This window comes from Streptomyces sp. NPDC059743, from assembly GCF_042732975.1.
GTDB lineage: Bacteria > Actinomycetota > Actinomycetes > Streptomycetales > Streptomycetaceae > Streptomyces.
Window position 1 is genome coordinate 215,956 of the sequence record NZ_JBHWGS010000005.1, and the last position, 16,635, is coordinate 232,590.

At 72.1% G+C, this 16,635-nt stretch carries 13 protein-coding genes and 1 riboswitch; of the genes, 10 read left to right on the top strand and 3 right to left on the bottom strand.

Annotated features, from left to right (window positions below; genetic code table 11):
* Positions 1-259 precede the first annotated feature (259 nt).
* A riboswitch (cobalamin riboswitch) is annotated at positions 260-322 on the top strand.
* A gap of 193 nt (positions 323-515) precedes the next feature.
* From ACFV6H_RS11500 to ACFV6H_RS11520, 5 genes are read left to right on the top strand one after another with little or no spacing between them, the layout of a single operon-like run.
* Positions 516-1,922 (top strand): prenyltransferase/squalene oxidase repeat-containing protein, encoded by a 1,407-nt coding sequence (locus tag ACFV6H_RS11500; protein ID WP_385540729.1) that lies wholly within the window; start codon positions 516-518, stop codon positions 1,920-1,922.
* On the top strand, positions 1,922-2,623 hold the full coding sequence (locus tag ACFV6H_RS11505; RefSeq protein WP_385540730.1) for an SCO2322 family protein: 702 nt from the start codon (positions 1,922-1,924) through the stop codon (positions 2,621-2,623). Before ACFV6H_RS11500 ends, ACFV6H_RS11505 begins: the two co-directional genes overlap by 1 nt.
* A 10-nt stretch (positions 2,624-2,633) precedes the next feature.
* Entirely contained in the window at positions 2,634-3,854 is a 1,221-nt protein-coding gene (locus ACFV6H_RS11510; RefSeq protein WP_385540732.1) for an energy-coupling factor transporter transmembrane component T, read from the top strand.
* Positions 3,851-5,659, top strand: a complete 1,809-nt coding sequence (locus ACFV6H_RS11515) for an ABC transporter ATP-binding protein (RefSeq protein ID WP_385540734.1) — start codon at positions 3,851-3,853, stop codon at positions 5,657-5,659. Before ACFV6H_RS11510 ends, ACFV6H_RS11515 begins: the two co-directional genes overlap by 4 nt.
* Positions 5,656-6,507, top strand: coding sequence for an ECF transporter S component (locus tag ACFV6H_RS11520; RefSeq protein WP_385540736.1), 852 nt, complete (start codon positions 5,656-5,658; stop codon positions 6,505-6,507). Before ACFV6H_RS11515 ends, ACFV6H_RS11520 begins: the two co-directional genes overlap by 4 nt.
* On the opposite strand, the gene ACFV6H_RS11525 is transcribed toward ACFV6H_RS11520, so the two are convergent.
* Entirely contained in the window at positions 6,508-8,607 is a 2,100-nt protein-coding gene (locus tag ACFV6H_RS11525; RefSeq protein WP_385540738.1) for a bifunctional glycosyltransferase 87/phosphatase PAP2 family protein, read from the bottom strand.
* A gap of 307 nt (positions 8,608-8,914) precedes the next feature.
* On the opposite strand from ACFV6H_RS11525, the gene ACFV6H_RS11530 reads away from it, so the two are divergent.
* Positions 8,915-9,583 carry an O-methyltransferase gene (locus tag ACFV6H_RS11530; RefSeq protein WP_385540740.1) on the top strand — a complete coding sequence of 223 codons (669 nt, stop codon included), beginning with the start codon at positions 8,915-8,917 and terminating at the stop codon, positions 9,581-9,583.
* A 133-nt stretch (positions 9,584-9,716) separates the two neighbouring features.
* Positions 9,717-10,238 carry a GNAT family N-acetyltransferase gene (locus tag ACFV6H_RS11535; RefSeq protein ID WP_384781583.1) on the top strand — a complete coding sequence of 174 codons (522 nt, stop codon included), beginning with the start codon at positions 9,717-9,719 and terminating at the stop codon, positions 10,236-10,238.
* Between the two features lie 67 nt (positions 10,239-10,305).
* On the opposite strand, the gene ACFV6H_RS11540 is transcribed toward ACFV6H_RS11535, so the two are convergent.
* Positions 10,306-12,354 carry a DHA2 family efflux MFS transporter permease subunit gene (locus ACFV6H_RS11540; RefSeq protein ID WP_385540742.1) on the bottom strand — a complete coding sequence of 683 codons (2,049 nt, stop codon included), beginning with the start codon at positions 12,352-12,354 and terminating at the stop codon, positions 10,306-10,308.
* A 171-nt stretch (positions 12,355-12,525) separates the two neighbouring features.
* On the opposite strand from ACFV6H_RS11540, the gene ACFV6H_RS11545 reads away from it, so the two are divergent.
* Together ACFV6H_RS11545 and ACFV6H_RS11550 are read left to right on the top strand one after the other, a co-directional pair.
* The gene (locus ACFV6H_RS11545) at positions 12,526-13,734 is read left to right on the top strand and encodes a peptidoglycan-binding protein (protein ID WP_385540744.1); all 1,209 of its coding nucleotides are present in this window, start codon (positions 12,526-12,528) and stop codon (positions 13,732-13,734) included.
* Between the two features lie 158 nt (positions 13,735-13,892).
* On the top strand, positions 13,893-14,576 hold the full coding sequence (locus ACFV6H_RS11550; RefSeq protein WP_384980670.1) for an HAD-IA family hydrolase: 684 nt from the start codon (positions 13,893-13,895) through the stop codon (positions 14,574-14,576).
* A 150-nt stretch (positions 14,577-14,726) separates the two neighbouring features.
* On the opposite strand, the gene ACFV6H_RS11555 is transcribed toward ACFV6H_RS11550, so the two are convergent.
* On the bottom strand, positions 14,727-15,464 hold the full coding sequence (locus tag ACFV6H_RS11555) for an ABC transporter permease (protein ID WP_384980668.1): 738 nt from the start codon (positions 15,462-15,464) through the stop codon (positions 14,727-14,729).
* A 465-nt stretch (positions 15,465-15,929) separates the two neighbouring features.
* Here ACFV6H_RS11555 and ACFV6H_RS11560 point away from each other — a divergent pair, with 465 nt between their 5' ends.
* Positions 15,930-16,583, top strand: a complete 654-nt coding sequence (locus ACFV6H_RS11560; protein WP_385540747.1) for an HNH endonuclease family protein — start codon at positions 15,930-15,932, stop codon at positions 16,581-16,583.
* Positions 16,584-16,635: the final 52 nt, after the last annotated feature.

Below are 16,635 nucleotides of genomic sequence, written 5' to 3' on the forward strand. Positions count from 1 at the left end.
AAGCCTGGAAGTCGGCTCAAGATACGCGCGTAGACACACTGCCAACAAGAGGGTGGGCGGCGCAACGGACAAGTGTTTCCCGACTGTTCGTTGGACTTAACCTGGTTGTCGGATGACATGGCACATTCGTTGCGGAGATGTCGGATTCGCTCCGGATGCAGCGCTCCTCCAGGAACGACGGGAGAGATACGCCCGACGGTGGAGCGAGGTACGCGGCCGATAGAGTAGGCGCGTCGTCATCATGCCCGTACGGAGGAAAGCCGGTGCGAAACCGGCGCTGACCCGCAACCGTGAGCCGCCGTCACCGGCGGCGCAGCCGGAACGCTCCGTACGCGGTCGTGACCGGCTCGTGCCACCGGAAACCGCCGGTGGCCGGCATCGTCGAGGATTACGGGGCCGGAGGCTGGTGCACAGTGCCGCGACCGGCAAGGGAGGCCCACCGCGACATGGGCCGGTCCCGCCGGGAGCGGTGGTGGTGTGCCCGCGCCGGCTCCCGCAGGAGAGGCCCGCCCGCCATGACCACCGTTCGCCGCTGCGCAGCGGCGCTCGCCGCAACCGCCTTGCTCAGTGTGGCCGTCGCTCCGGCCGCCGTGGCGGGAGGCGACGTACCGGCCTCCCAGGGTTCCACGGATTCCCAAGACTCCACGGGCTCTTCGGGATCCTCCACGGGCTCTCCGTCCGGCTCCTCCTCCACGGATCCCGACGCCTCGCCGTCCCCGGCTCCCGCCGCCTCCGCGCCCGCGCCGTCCCCCGCGCCGGTCACGGTCCCGCCCGGCCTGTACGGCGAGAAGGATCCCGCCTACGACGGTGTGTGGCGCCAATCGCTGGCGATGATGGGACAGTTCGCGGCCGGTGTCCGCCCGGCGGACCAGGCCGTCGGCTGGCTGAAGGGCCAGCAGTGCGCCAACGGCGCCTTTCCCGCGTACCGTCCCGATCCCGCCACGCCCTGCGACGCGAAGACGATGATGGACTCCAACGCCACCTCCGCCGCCATTCAGGCGCTCTCCACGCTCGGCGGTCAAGGGCCCGCCATGACAAAGGGCGTGGAGTGGCTCAGGTCCGTCCAGAACAAGGACGGCGGCTGGGGATATCTGCCCGGCACACCGACCGACGCGAACTCCACCTCCCTGGTGATCGGCGCGCTGACCACCTTCGGCGTACGGCCCAGCTCGGTGCGGTCGTCCGAGGGAAAGAACGCCTATGACGCGCTGGTCGCCCTCTCGATCCCGTGCGACGCGGGATCGGGCGCGGACGCCGGCGCGTTCGCGTACCAGCCGGACAAGGCGGGAAAGCTGACCGCCAATGACGACGCCACGGCGGCGGCCGTCATCGGCGGGCTCGGCAAGCGGATGATGGCCTGGCCGGTGCAGGCCGCCGGTCCCGCGCCGTCCTGTGTGCCCACGGCGGATCCGGGCCCGGAGCGGGCCGCCCGTAACGGCGCCGCCTATCTGGCCTCCGCGCTCGCGGCGACCGGGCATCTCGACCTGCCGCCGATGCCCGGCGCCGACGACAGCGCGCCGCTGCCGGACACCGGCAACACGGCGGACGCCGTCGTCGCCCTGACGGCCGCCGGATACGGTCACCAGGCGACGGGCGCGCTGGAGTGGCTGAAGCGGAACTCCGGTGCCTGGGCCCAGGAGAACGGGCCCGCGGCCTACGCCCAGCTCATCTTCGCCGCCCACGCCACGGGCACGGATCCGCGCAACTTCGGCGGGATCGACCTCGTGGAACGGCTGAACGCGACGGGACCGACGCCCAGGCCCAGGGCCTCCGCCACCGCTCCGGCCGCCGCGGTCGTGCACGGGAACAGCGGTCGCGACCAAGGGATGCTGTGGATCCTCGGGATCGGTGCGGTCACCTGTGTCGGTATGGGCTTCCTGCTCAACGGCCGCAAGAAGACACAGCAGAGCCCGCAGTCGTGATGCGTTCCCGGCTTCTGGCGCTCGGCGTCCTTCTTCTGCCCGTGTGTTTCATGGTCGCCCTGGGTACGGGCAACGCCCAGGCGGCGGGCTACCGTTACTGGTCCTTCTGGGAGAGCGACGGCGGCGCTTGGACCTATGCCACCCAAGGTCCGGCCACGGCCCGGCCCGCCGACGGCACCGTCACGGGCTTCCGTTTCTCGGTGAGCGAGGACAGCGGCGACGCGGCCCGGCCGCGCCGCACGCCCGACTTCGCCGCGGTCTGCGGCGACACTCCCGGGCGCGAGGGCCGCAAACGGATCGCCGTGGTCGTCGACTCCGGTACGGCGGCCGACGCGCCGACCGGTGAGCAACCGCCCGCGCTCCGGGCCGAGTGCGCCCTGCTCGGCGAGGACGCGACGGCCGCGGAGGCGCTCGCGGCGGTCGCGAAGCCGCTGCGCTACAACAGCGAGGCGCTGCTCTGCGCGATATCCGGCTATCCGGCGACCGGATGCGGCGAGCAGGTGACGGATACGAGTACGGATACGGACCGCGCCCGGGCCACTCCGTCGGCCGCGACGGATGACACGGCGACCGCCGACACCGCAACTGCCGACGGCACAAGCGGCGGCGGAGGCCCGGCCGTCGGTCTGCTCGGCGGAGCCGCCGCCGTCCTCGCCCTGGTCGTCGCAGGTCGCCGGCAGGCCCGCCGCAGACGCGAATGAGCCACGCCCGATGAGCCGTTCAGCAGGTCGTTCCACAAGCGGTGCCGCACGTCGCCGTAGCGCCGCGCTGCGCCCACGCCGTACCGCCGCGCTGCGCGCGCCCGAGGCCGGCCGCTCCAACGCCCTCCACGCCGGCGCCTGGTGGCTCTGGGCGCTCGGGCTCGCCACCGCCGCGTCCCGTACGGCCAACCCACTGCTGCTCGCCCTGCTGGTCGGCGTCGCGGGATATGTGGTGGCGGCCCGCCGTACGGACGCGCCCTGGGCCCGTTCGTACAGCGCGTTCGTCAGACTCGGTCTGGCCGTGATCGCCGTCCGGCTGCTGTTCTCGGTCTTCCTCGGCTCGCCGATTCCCGGCTCGCACGTCCTGCTCACCCTGCCCGAAGTGCCGCTGCCCGACTGGGCGGCCGGGATACGGCTGGGCGGCCGGGTGACCGCCGAGCAGCTCGTCTTCGCGCTGTACGACGGCGCGAAGCTGGCCACTCTGCTGATCTGCGTCGGCGCGGCGAACGCGCTCGCCAATCCGGCCCGGCTGCTCAAGTCGCTGCCGGGCGCGCTGTACGAGGCCGGAGTCGCGGTCGTCGTGGCCATGACCTTCGCACCGAACATGGTCACCGATGTCGTACGCCTCCGTACCGCCCGCAGACTGCGCGGGCGGCCGACCGGCGGGATCGGCGCGCTCCTCCGGATCGGACTGCCGGTGCTGGAAGGCGCGTTGGAACGGTCGGTCGCCGTCGCGGCCTCGATGGACGCCCGTGGATACGGACGTATGGCCCAGGTACCGCCCGTCGTACGGCACACCACCACCGCCCTCACGCTCGGCGGGCTGCTCGGCGTCTGCGCGGGCTCGTACGGACTGCTCGCCGCGGCGGGCGCGGCGTACGGGCTGCCGCTGCTGGGCGCCGGGCTCGCGGCGGCGGTGGCCGGGCTGTGGCTCGGCGGCCGGCGCTCCGTCCGTACCCGCTACCGGCCCGACCGCTGGGGCGTGCGCGCCTGGCTGGTCGCCGGCTCGGGCGCGGCCGTCGCGGCGGTGATGATCCGGGCGGACGCGGTCGATCCCGCGGCGCTGCATCCCGGCGTGGTACCGCTGGTGACGCCGACGCTGCCGCTGTGGCCTGCGGCGGGCGTGCTGCTCGGACTGCTGCCCGCGCTCGTCGCGCCCGTACCGCCGGGACCATCGCCGTCGACTTCGAAGGCGCCCGTACCGCCCGCACCGAAGGGGAGCGCTCCGTGATCCGATTCGAGCGGGTGTCGGTGACGTACGGCGATGCCTCCGCGCCGCCCGCGATCAGCGGCGTCGACTTCGTCGTACCCGAAGGTGAACTGGCTCTGCTCGTCGGCCCTTCGGGCGTCGGCAAGTCGACTCTGCTCGGTACGGTGTCCGGTCTCGTCCCGCACTTCACCGGCGGCACTCTGCGTGGCCGGGTCACCGTCGACGGCCGCGACACCCGTACGCACCGGCCGCGCGAACTCGCCGATCTCGTCGGGACGGTGGGACAGGATCCGCTCGCCCACTTCGTGACCGACACGGTCGAGGACGAACTCGCCTACGGCATGGAGTCGTTGGGCCTCGCACCCGATGTGATGCGGCGCCGCGTCGAGGAGACGCTCGATCTGCTGGGCCTGGCGGAGCTGCGCGACCGGCCGATCGCCACGCTCTCCGGAGGGCAGCGGCAGCGGGTCGCGATCGGTTCCGTACTGACTCCGCATCCACGGGTGCTGGTGCTCGACGAGCCGACCTCGGCGCTGGATCCCGCGGCGGCCGAGGAGGTGCTCGCGGTGCTGCAACGGCTGGTGCACGACCTCGGTACGACGGTCCTGCTGGCCGAGCACCGGCTGGAGCGCGTGGTGCAGTACGCGGACCGTGTCGTCCTGCTGCCGGGCCCCGGACTGGCGCCGGTCGTCGGCGATCCGGAGCGGATCATGGCGGTGTCACCGGTGTATCCGCCGGTGGTCGCGCTGGGACGGCTGAACGGCTGGGAGCCGCTGCCGCTCTCCGTACGGGACGCGAGGCGCAGGGCGGCCGGGCTCCGGGAGCGGCTGGCGGGCCTTGAACCGGAGCCGTGGAACGGAACGGTTACGGCGGCGGGCGTTCCGAGTGGGCCGCCTCAGCAGCACGCCCGTACCGCCCGTACCTCATTCGGCAGACTGCTGCACCGCCGCGCGGCCACGAAGTCTGCGGCCACGGCGCCCGAGAGCGGCGGCCCGCTCGCCGTCGTCGCAGATCTCGCCGTACGGCACGACCGGACCGAGGCGCTGCGCCAGGTGTCGCTGACCGTCGCGCCCGGCGAGACGATCGCCCTGATGGGCCGGAACGGCGCGGGCAAGTCCACCTTGCTGGCCGCCCTGGTCGGCATGGTCGCGCCGGTCGCCGGCACGGTGCTCGTCGGTGGCCGCACTCCGCACCGTACGCAGCCGCGCGAGCTGATCCGTGAGGTCGGCCTGGTACCGCAGGAGCCACGCGATCTGCTGTACGCCGACACGGTCGCGGCCGAGTGCGCGGCGGCGGACGCCGACGCGGGCGCGGCGCCCGGCAGTTGCCGTGCGCTGGTGCGCGAGCTGCTGCCGGATGTGGCGGACGGGACGCATCCGCGCGATCTGTCCGAGGGCCAGCGGCTGGCGCTGGCCCTCGCCGTCGTCCTGACCGGGCGCCCGCCGCTGGTCCTCCTGGACGAGCCGACGCGCGGTCTGGACTACGCGGCGAAGGCCCGGCTGGTCCGGGCGCTACGGGCGCTCGCGGCCGAGGGACACGCGATCGTCCTGGCCACACACGATGTCGAACTGGCCGCGGAACTGGCCCACCGCGTGATCATCCTGGCCGACGGCGAGATCGTGGCGGACGGTCCGACGGCCCGCGTGGTCGTCTCGTCGCCGGCCTTCGCACCGCAGGTCGCGAAGGTGATGGCACCCAGTGAGTGGCTGACGGTGACACAGGTGCACACGGCGCTTGAGAGGCAGGCCGCGCCGACCCCGACGCCTACGACGACCGCGACGCCTACAACGGCTACGCCAGCCACAACAGCCGAGGGAACGGAATGACACCGCCGGTCCCTCAGGCCCGTGCCGTACGGCTCGGCCCACGCGCGATCTGTGCCCTCGTCCTCATCAGCACGATCGGAGTGGCCGCCTTCGGCTGGCCGCTGCTCGCGGGCCCGTCGTCCGGGCTCGCGCACTCCGGTGACGCGCCGTGGCTCTTCGCCGCGCTGCTCCCGCTCCTCGTGGCCGTCGTGGTCGCGACGATCGCCGATTCGGGCCTGGACGCCAAGGCCGTGGCGATGCTCGGAGTGCTGGCGGCGGTGGGCGCTGCGCTGCGCCCGCTGGGCGCGGGCACGGCGGGACTGGAGCCCATGTTCTTTCTGATGGTGCTGAGCGGACGGGTGCTCGGGCCCGGCTTCGGCTTCGTACTCGGCGCGGTCACCATGTTCGCGTCCGCGCTGCTGACGGGCGGCGTGGGACCGTGGATGCCGTTCCAGATGCTCTCGATGGGCTGGGCCACCATGGGCGCGGGCCTGCTGCCGGGCGCCGACCGGCTGCGCGGGCGCGCCGAACTGCTGATGCTCGCGCTGTACGGGACGTGCGCGTCGTTCGCGTACGGCACGGTCATGAACCTTCAGGGCTGGACCACGATCGGCGGGCTCTCCTCCGGCATCTCCTTCGACGCCGGCGATCCGCTCCGGGAGAATCTCGTCCGCTTCCTCGCGTACTGCGCGGCGACCTCGCTCGGCTGGGACCTGGGCCGGGCCGTGATCACGGTCGTACTGACACTGACCGCCGGCGCGACGGTACTCAAGGCGCTGCGCAGGGCGACACGCAGGGCGGCGTTCGACGCGCAGGCGGTCTTCGAGGAGTACGGGACGGAGGACCGCGAGACGCCCGGACCGCGCTGATCAGCCGCTGCCTGACTCCCGCGCGCCTCCGCCTCCCCCGGCCGCGACCGCCGCACCGCCGTCCACCGCACCGCCGTCCACCGTTTCCGCGCTCCGTCCCTTCGGGAACGGATCCGCCTTCGTCACCGCCCGTGGCAGCAGCTTCCTCGGTCCCGCCAGCAGATAGGTCAGTCCGAAGCCCGCGCCCACGACCGCCGCGCCGCCCGCCGCGTCCAGGACCCAGTGGTTGCCCGTGGCCACGATCGCGCAGACCGTGAAGAGCGGATGCAGCAGCCCGAGCGGTTTCATCCACAGCTTCGGCGCCAGGACGGCGATCACCAGACCGCACCACAGCGACCATCCGAAGTGCAGCGAGGGCATCGCCGCGTACTGGTTGGTGAGCGCGGTCAGCGCGCCGTAGTCCGGATTGGTCAGATCCTGCGGTCCGTGCACCGTGTCGATGAAGCCCATGCCCGGCATCAGCCGTGGCGGTGCCAGCGGATAGAGCCAGAAGCCCAGCAGCGCGAGGACCGTGGCGAAGCCGAGCGAGGAGCGGGCCCAGCGGTAGTCGGCGGGGCGGCGTACGTACAGGACACCGAGGATCGTCAGCGGCACCACGAAGTGGAAGGAGGTGTAGTAGAAGTTGAAGAAGCTCTCGGCCCACTCCGTCCTCGCCGCCGCGCGGTTGATCCAGTGCTCGATGTCGATGCCCAGCGCCCGCTCGACGGAGACGATCTGACGGCCGTGTTCCTCGGCGGCCTCGCGGCCTCCGGTCGCGGCGAGCCGGATATGGGAGTAGACGGAGTAGCCGACGCGGATGACCAGCAGTTCGAGCAGCAGATTCGGGCGGCCGAGCAGCCGCCGCCAGAACGGCAGCAGCGGGACGCGGCTCCAGCGCGCGGGCACGGGCCGGGCGTACTCGGTCGCGACGGGCCGTTCGAAGTACGGCGAGGCGCGCGCCAGGAACGGTACGGCGCAGGCCGCCGCCAGCGCCGCGACCAGCGGTACGTTCTCGCGCAGCGGATGGAGCAGCGTGATGTTCGGCAGCAGCATCTTGCCGGGCAGCGTCATCACCAGCACCACCACGGCCGGCCACACCAGCCGGTCCCTGGCGCGCGTGCCGACGCGGCCGACGAGCGCCAGCAGCACCCACAGGAGCTGGTGCTGCCAGGCGGTCGGCGAGACCGCGATCGCGGCGCAGCCGGTCAGCGCCACGGCGAGCAGCAGCTGCCCGTCGCGCGCGTAGCGGACCGCGCGGCGCAGCCCGACGAGGACGACGGCCACCGCCAGGACGGCGAAGAGCACGATCTCCAGCGGGCCCTCCAGGCCCACCCGGAGCAGCGCGCCGTGCAGCGATTGATTGGCGAGGCTGTCGGCACGTTCGCCGAGGCCCGCGCCCGCCACATGGTGCACCCAGTACGCCCAGGAGTCGCCGGGCATCGCCGCCCATGCCAGCGCGGTGGCGGCGGCGAAGGTGCCCGCCGAGGTCACGGCGGCCTTCTTACGGCCCGTCAGCCACAGCAGAGGCGCGAAGAGCAGTACGGCGGGCTGAAGGGCGGCGCCGATGCCGACGAGCAGCCCGGAGCCGCGTTCACCGCGTACGGCGAAGCAGCCGAGCAGCACCAGCAGGACGGGAATGATGCTGGTCTGGCCGAGATAGAAGCTGTTGCGGACGGGCAGGGACAGCATGAGCAGACTGATCGTGACCGGCGCGGCCAGCAGTCCCGTACGGCGCGAGATCCGGCCCGGGAGGGCTCGGGCGACGACCAGGCCCAGGGCGACGACCAGCAGCAGCGTCCCGAAGGTCCAGACGATGCCGAGGCTCTGCTCGGCCGAGCGTGCCAGCGGTTTGAGCACGAGCCCGGCGAACGGTGTTCCGGTGAACTTGCCGGTGTCGTAGAGCGAACCCGACACATGCAGGACGCCGTTGTCACCGATCCAGGTCTCCAGATCGGTGAGCCGTTCACCGGGCGGCTGTCTCAGTACCGCCGCCGTCTGTCTGACCGCCAGCACGGCGGCGACCAGCCAGAGAACCGCGCGCGCCGCGCCGAATCCTTCTTTCAGCGGGCCCGCTCCGCTCGCCGCCGCACCGCCGTGCACGCTGTGCTCCGCATTCACCACGCCGCGCCGACCCTCCGTCCGTCCGAAACCGCCGTCCTTGGGGCATGAGCCTCGCATTGCCCGGTCGAGAAGACTCAGGCAACCCCCTCTTCGCCTGTCTGTCACCCCTGTTTTGTCTCAATGCCCATGTCTTACGGAAGGTGTCCGGCACGACGGCATCCGGGCGCGGGACGGAGCCGGTGCCGCCGCGGGCCGCCACCGGCCGCCGGACGGCCGCCGCCACCGGCCGTCCGAGGTATGTTCCCACCGGGAACCAACTCAGCACTCCGACAGCACTCCGACACCCGCGCACGGACGAGAGGCCTCCATGTCCCAGGAGCAGTGGACCGCGGTCGACCGCTATTTCACCGACCAGCTCGCACCCGCCGACGAAGCGCTCACGGCGGCACTCGCCGCCGCCGACGCGGCCGGCCTGCCCGCCATCAACGTCGCACCGAACCAGGGCAAGCTGCTCCAGCTTCTCGCCCGCGTCCAGGGCGCCCGTACGGTCCTGGAGATCGGCACGCTCGGCGGCTACAGCACCATCTGGCTGAGTCGCGCGCTGCCCGACGACGGCAGGCTGATCTCCCTGGAGTACGACGCGACCCATGCCGAGGTGGCCCGCGCCAGTCTGGCCCGCGCCGGGCTCGACAAGATCGCCGAGGTCAGAACGGGACCGGCGCTGGAGACGCTTCCCGTGCTGGAGGCCGAGGGCGCGGGCCCGTTCGACTTCGTCTTCATCGACGCGGACAAGCCGAACAACCCGCACTATCTGGAGTGGTCCCTGAAGCTGACACGTCCCGGCAGCCTCATCGTCGTGGACAACGTCGTACGGAACGGAGCCGTCACCGACCCGACGAGCACCAACCCTTCGGTCGTCGGCACACGAGAGATGATCGACCTGATCGCGGCGAACCCACGACTGTCCGCGACGGCCGTCCAGACAGTCGGCGTCAAGGGCTACGACGGCTTCCTCCTGGCCCGCGTCCTGGCCTGAAGCCCTGGCCTGACGCCTTGGCGGCGGGCACGGCGAGAGGTACGACGGCGTACGGGCGAGTACGGCGACGCACGGGCTGCCGGGCCCGTAATCCGCTGGCCGGCCCGGCCCGCCCGCTGGTAGTCAGTCGGCCATGACCTGGTCCGTACGCCCCGAGCCCTTCACCACCCCGGACGCCACCCGGCTCCGCCGCGCCTACTACGCCGAGGTCGCCGGCCGCTACTGGGAACGGCCCGCGACCGACACCGAGATCGACCAGGGGCTCGCCGACGATCCGGCCGATCTGCTCGCGCCGCCCACCGGCGAGTTCCTCGTCGGCCGGTACGGCGGCCGGGCCGCCGCCTGTGGCGGGCTCCGGCTGCTGGACGCGCGTACGGCGGAGCTCACCCGGGTGTATGTGAGCCCCGCCGCGCGCGGCACCGGAGGCGGCGGAGCCTTGCTGGCCGCCCTGGAGGAGGCCGCGCTGCGGCTCGGGGCCGGGCGGCTCGTTCTCGACACCCGGCTCGATCTGGTCGAGGCACGAGGGCTGTACGCGAAGCACGGCTTCCGGGAGATCCCGCCGTACGGCGAGCCAGGCCCGTACAGCGAGATCTGGTACGGCAGGGAACTCACGGTCCGGGCCGGGCGGCAGGACCAGGGCGTACGGCGGCCGTAACCCGGCGAGGCGCGACGAGGCGAGGCGCTGGGCTCAGGTGGGATACGGGGGGGGCGCGGCGCGGGGCTCAGATGGCGTGGTCCCTTGGCGGGGACGGGGCCTGAGGGCGTTCGCTTTCGGCTCCGCACAGTTCGCTGTTGAGGTCCCGTACCAGCTTCACCAGGTCCTTCGGCCGGCCAGGGCCCCACCAGTCGCCGAGCAGCTCCGTCAAGGAGTCCTCGCGCGCCTTCGCCAGTACCTCGGCCGTCTCCACTCCCCGTGGCGTGAGCGTCAGTTCAAGGCCCTCGCGCCGGGCCAGCCCTCGCTCCTCCACCTGCCGGGACGCGTCGGTGACGGACCGTACCGGTACGGACAGGGCCTCCAGGAGCGCGCCCGGCTGGACCGAGCCATGGCGCCGGATACGCAGCAGCAGCCAACTCGCCGCCGGGAGCAGGTCGTACCCCGCCTTCGCGGTGATCCTCTCGTAGATCCGGCGGCGGCCCTCGCGCGTGCCGAGCACCGACAGCGCGCGTGCGACCTCGTCGTGCGAGGAGCGTACGACCGGGTTGCTCGCCAGCGTCTCGCTGATCTCCGGCGCGGTCACCGAGCCGCGCAGCTTGTCCTCCTTGAGGAACCACGCCACGGCGAAGGCGAGCAGCACGGCCGGCGCCGCGTACAGGAAGACATCGGTGATGGAGGTCGAGAACGCGTGCAGTACGGCGGGCCGCAGCTCGGTGGGCAGTTGCTCGATGGCCCGTGGATCGGCGGACAGCTGGCTGGGCCCGACACCGGGCGGCGGCGATTCACGCGCCAGGACGTCGGTCAGCCGGTCGGCCAGCAGATTGCTGAAGACCGTACCGAAGATGGCGACACCGAAGGACGCGCCGATCGAGCGGAAGAAGGTCGCGCCCGAGGTGGCGACGCCGAGGTCCTGGTAGCTGACGGAGTTCTGCACGACCAGCACCAGGACCTGCATGACCAGTCCGAGGCCCGCGCCGAAGACGAAGAAGTAGACGCTCGCCTCCCAGATGCCGCTGGTCGCCGTGAGCCGGTGGAGCAGCAGCAGTCCGACGGCGGTGACGGCGGCGCCCAGGATCGGGCAGGCCTTCCAGCGGCCGGTATGGCTGACGACATGCCCGGAGACGGTCGAGGTGATCAGCAGACCGAGCACCAGAGGCAGCAGATGGACACCGGACATGGTGGGTGTCACGCCCTGGACGACCTGAAGGAACGTCGGCAGATAGGTCATCGCGCCGAACATCGCGAAGCCGACGACAAAGCTGATGACCGCGATGAGCGTGAAGGCCCTGAGCCGGAAGAGCCGCAGCGGCAGTACAGGTTCGGCCGCGCGCCGCTCGGCGTGGACGAAGAGCGCGAGCAGGACGGCGCCGAGGGCGGCGAGTCCGATGATCTCGGCGGAGCTCCAGGGCCAGGTCGTACCGCCGAGCGAGGCGACCAGTACGAGACAGATGGCGACGGACGCGATCAGAAGGGTGCCGAGGTAGTCGATGGTGTGCCTGGTCCGGTGGACCGGTATGTGCAGGAAGGCGGCGATGACCGCGAGCGCGACGCCGCCGACGGGCAGATTGATGTAGAAGACCCAACGCCAGCTCAGTTCCTGGGTGAAGAAACCGCCGAGCAGCGGGCCGAGCACGCTGGTCGCGCCGAAGACGGCGCCGAACAGCCCTTGGTACCTGCCGCGTTCACGCGGCGGGACGAGATCGCCGACTATCGCCATCGACAGCACGATCAGTCCGCCGCCGCCGAGGCCCTGGACCGCGCGGAAGGCGATGAGCTGCGACATGTTCTGGGATATGCCGCAGAGCGCGGAGCCGATGAGGAAGATGACTATCGCGGTCTGGAACAGCCGCTTACGGCCGTACAGGTCACCGAGCTTGCCCCACAAGGGAGTAGCGGCGGTCGACGCCAGCAGATAGGCGGTGACGACCCAGGAGAGATGTTCCAGCCCTCCGAGGTCGCTGACTATGGTCGGCAGTGCGGTGGAGACGATGGTCTGATCGAGCGAGGCGACCAGCAGTCCCATCAGCAGGGCGCATATGGCGACCAGGACGGTACGGGGTTTCTGACTGTCGCCGGGGGCCCGGGTTATGGCCGGGGTACTCACTTCCTGCGTCATGGGACTGCTCCTGGGACTCATCCGCGGATCCGCCGGATTCCATCCTGTCCGCTCTGTCTGGTTATGGCCTGCCGAGAGTCCGCCCGAGCGCCCGGGTAGCACCCGGGTACGCGCACATCCTCCACACACGGCCTGCATAATCGGCGGCAGTTCAAGGGGAGGGAACCCACGTTGACCGGACAGCTCTGTCCCGAGTGCGGTACGCCGCGCGCCGCCGACGACAGACCCGGATGCGCCTGCGCGGAGCGGCCAGGAGCGGTGTCGCCGGAGACGGCCGCGGAGTCGGCCGCCGAGACGACGATGGCGCTGACGAAGATCACCGCAGCCGCCGCGCCGGTACCGCCGGGCGTGTCGCCGGGCACGTCGCGGAACGCTCAACCGGCGGACACCCGGAAAGCGGAGGGAGCGCCGGAGGCGGTGACTCCGGAGGCGGTGGCGCTTGGGGCGGAGGAGGTCGGCGCGCGGGAGTCCGGGCAGCCGACGGAGGATCAGCAAGCCGCTCGGCAAGTCGCTCAGCAAGCCGCCGCGCAGGAGATCGCCGAGGAGCGCGCGGAGGCAAGTGCGCAGGAGATCGCGGAGGCGGAGGACTTCAATCCGCTGCGCGTACGGCCATACGTGACGCTCGACGCGGGCGACGACCGTACGGAACCGCCGCCGCCCTTCCGTACCGCCGGCCCGATGCCACCGCTCACGCCGGCCGCCAACTCCGCCACGCCACCGCCCGCGCGCTTCTATCCGCCACCGCCACCACGCCGCCGGGCGCCGTACCGGGCGCTGGCGATCGGCGCGGCGGCCTTGGCGGTGATCGGTACGGCGGCGTTCGCCGGCGGGCTCTTCTCGTCGGGCGAACCGGGCGAACGGGCGCTGCCGGACGGGACGCGCGACCTGCCGACCGTGGGCGTGACGGAGCCGGATCCGTCGGAGTCGCCGACGACACCGGCACCGTCGGGATCGTCGCTCTCCTCGATCGGCGCGGCCCTCTCCCCCGGTCCCACCGCCAGTACGGTCCCTTCGGCCGCCTCCTCCGCCTCCGCCACCGCCTCGGCCGAATCGCAGCCGTCCGCACCGCCCTCGTCCGTCGCACCCAAGGACTCGCCGTCGCCCACGCGACAACCGTCACGGCAGCCGCCGCCCCCACCGGACGGCACGTCGCTCGGTCCAGGGGATTCCGGTCCCGAGGTCGTGGAACTCCAGAACCGGCTGGAGGAGGTGTGGCTGTTCCGTGGCCCGACCGACGGACAGTACGACCAGCGCGTCGAGGGCGCGGTACGGATCTACCAGTCGTACCGGCACATCGAGGGCGATCCCGAGGGCGTCTACGGACCGAACACCAGACGCGCGCTGGAGGCCGAGACCAAGGGGCACGGGCGACGGCACTGAGCCGCTTTGTATAATGTCGAAACAAAGTGGTTCCGCCCGTACACCCTGACCGGCGGGCGGAGCCGCTTCTGTCTGCTCTGCCTGCCCGCCGCCACCTCGCGCCTACCCCACCTCCGCCTGCTCCCGCTTGTTCCCGCCCCGCGCTCTGGAGTCCGCCGATGACGGCCACCGCTGCCACCACGACATCCACGTCCGTACTGACCACCCGGGCCCTCCTGCTCGACATGGACGGCACTCTCGTCAACTCCGACGCCGCCGTGGAGCGCTGCTGGCGGCGCTGGGCGGTCGAGCAGGAGCTGGATCCGGAGGAGGTGCTCAAGGTCGTCCACGGCCGCCAGGGATACGCCACGATGGCGGCGCTGCTCCCGGACCGGCCCATGGAGCTGAACCTCGCCGACAACCGCAGGATGCTGGCCGAGGAGACGGCGGACACGGAAGGCGTGGTCCCGATCCCGGGCGCGCCCGCCTTCATGGCGGCCATCGCGGCGCTGCCGCACGCCCTGGTCACCTCGGCGGACACGGCCCTGGCCGAGGCGCGGATGACCGCGGCGGCCCTGCCCATGCCGGGAACCCGGGTCACGGCCGAGAACGTCAAGGCGAGCAAGCCGCACCCGGAGGGCTTCCTGCTGGGCGCGGCCCGGCTGGGCTTCGCACCGGAGGACTGCGTGGCGCTGGAGGACTCGGAGGCGGGCATCACGGCGGCCCGGGCGGCGGGCATGCGCGTGGTGGGCGTGGGCCCACGGGCGGCGGTGATGTCTCCGGACGTCCATGTCCACGACCTGACGGAACTGCGAGTGGAAGCGCTGCCGACGGGCGAGATCAGACTGCACGCGAAGGCGTAGGTGTAGGGGCCGGGGGCGCAGGGCGGGGGACGGAGCGGCCGGACGTACAGGCCCGGGACGGAGCGGCCGAGGCGGCCGGGGGCGCGGGCCCGAGACTCCGGCCGCGTCGGGCGGCCCGGCCCGGCCCGGACGTCAATCCGGCCGACAGGCTCAGACGTCCCGGTGGAGATGGCCGCGTGCGACCAGTTCCAGCACCGTACTCACCGCCACGGCCTGCACCGCCAGCAGCGCCACCAGCACGAAGAGCTGTACCGCTCCCGCCTGCACCGGCGACGCGCCGCCCAGCAGCATGCCCACGAACGCGCCCGGCAGCGTGACCAGCCCCACCGTTCTCGTCTGGTCGAGCCCGGGCAGCAGCGCGTCCGCCGCCACGGTCCTGGCCACCTCCATCCGGGCGTCCCGGTCGGGCAGTCCGAGCGCGAGGCCCGCCTCGACCTCGCCGCGCCGCGCGTGCAGCTCGTCGAGCGCCCGCCGTCCGCCCAGCACCGTCGCGGTGAGCGCGCCGCCGATGAGGATGCCGACGACGGGAACCACCGCGATGCCCTTGTGCGGTACGACTCCGGTGAGCAGCAGTACGGCCATGACGGGCGCCACCGCCACACCGATCGGCACGGCGGCCCACCACCAGGTCCGGTTCTGGGTGACCCGCCGCCCGGCGGTCCGTACGGCGACGGCGTACATCAGCACCACAAAACCGAGCAGCGGCGCGACGGCCCCGATCACCCAGCCGATCAGCAGTGAGACCACGGCGAGTTGAACGGCGGCCCGCACGCCCGCGAAGGCGATCTCACGGGCCCGCCCGAGCCGGGCGAACGCGGCAACGGCCACGGCGACGACCAGCAGCAGCCCGAGGACGACCCAGAACGTGACATCGACCCGCAGCAGCACAGCCCCACCCTAAGCCTCGCCGAACGGTCGGCGGGCGCCCGGGCGGACGTACGGCCGACGCGCGAGCCCGGAGTACGGCACGGCCGACAAGACGCGACGAAACGGGACCAGCCGTACAGCTGGTGCCCGGCCAAACAGACACCGCCCAACCGCCACCTCTGCCCCCGCCCGGGCCCGCCCGGCCACGCGCGCCCGCGTTTCGGCCCACGCCCCAGCGCGCCCGACCGCCTCGACCACGTCAACTTTGCCCCGATTGAACCGAGTTGCCCACCCGTCAGGAACTACCCGACGCCCTTACCCTCTTGATGTGACGTGCTCATGTCGCCACCCTGTTACCTGGTGCCCACCCCACGGAAACCAGCCACCGCCACGATGGCGACCGGACCGACGGTCCCGTAGGGCCCGGTCCGAATGTCCCACCCCCGCACGGTCCGGTCAGATTCCCCCCACCCCAAGGGAGTTCGCATGTCAGGTATCTACGCGCGTCGAATGCCCCGTATCGCCGTCCTCGCCGCCACCGCCGCCCTCGCCACCGCCACGACGCTGCTCACCGCGCCCGCCGCCCAGGCGGCCATGCCCACGCCGGTCAGCGCGGCCACCGCCCGTTCCTACCTCGGCCAGCTCACCGTGAAGGCCGCCGGTACCACCAGCGGTTACAGCCGTGACCTCTTCCCGCACTGGATCACCCAGTCCGGCTCCTGCGACACCCGCGAGGTCGTGCTCAAGCGCGACGGCACGAACGTCGTGCAGAACTCCAGCTGCCAGGCCACCAGCGGAAGCTGGTACTCCCAGTACGACGGCGCAACCTGGAGCGCCGCGTCCGACGTGGACATCGACCACATGGTGCCGCTCGCCGAAGCATGGAAGTCGGGCGCCAACACCTGGTCCACCTCCCAGCGCCAGTCCTTCGCCAACGACCTGACCCGCCCGCAGCTCATCGCCGTCACGGACAACGTGAACCAGTCGAAGAGCGACAAGGACCCGGCCGCCTGGCTGCCCCCGCGCACCGCGTACCGCTGCACCTATGTCCGCGCCTGGGTCCAGGTGAAGTACTACTACAACCTCAGCGTCGACTCGGCCGAGAAGAGCGCGCTCACCAGCGCCCTGAACGGCTGCTGACACCGGCTCACCGCTGATCCGACCGGCCGACCACCGACCGACTCACCGCTGA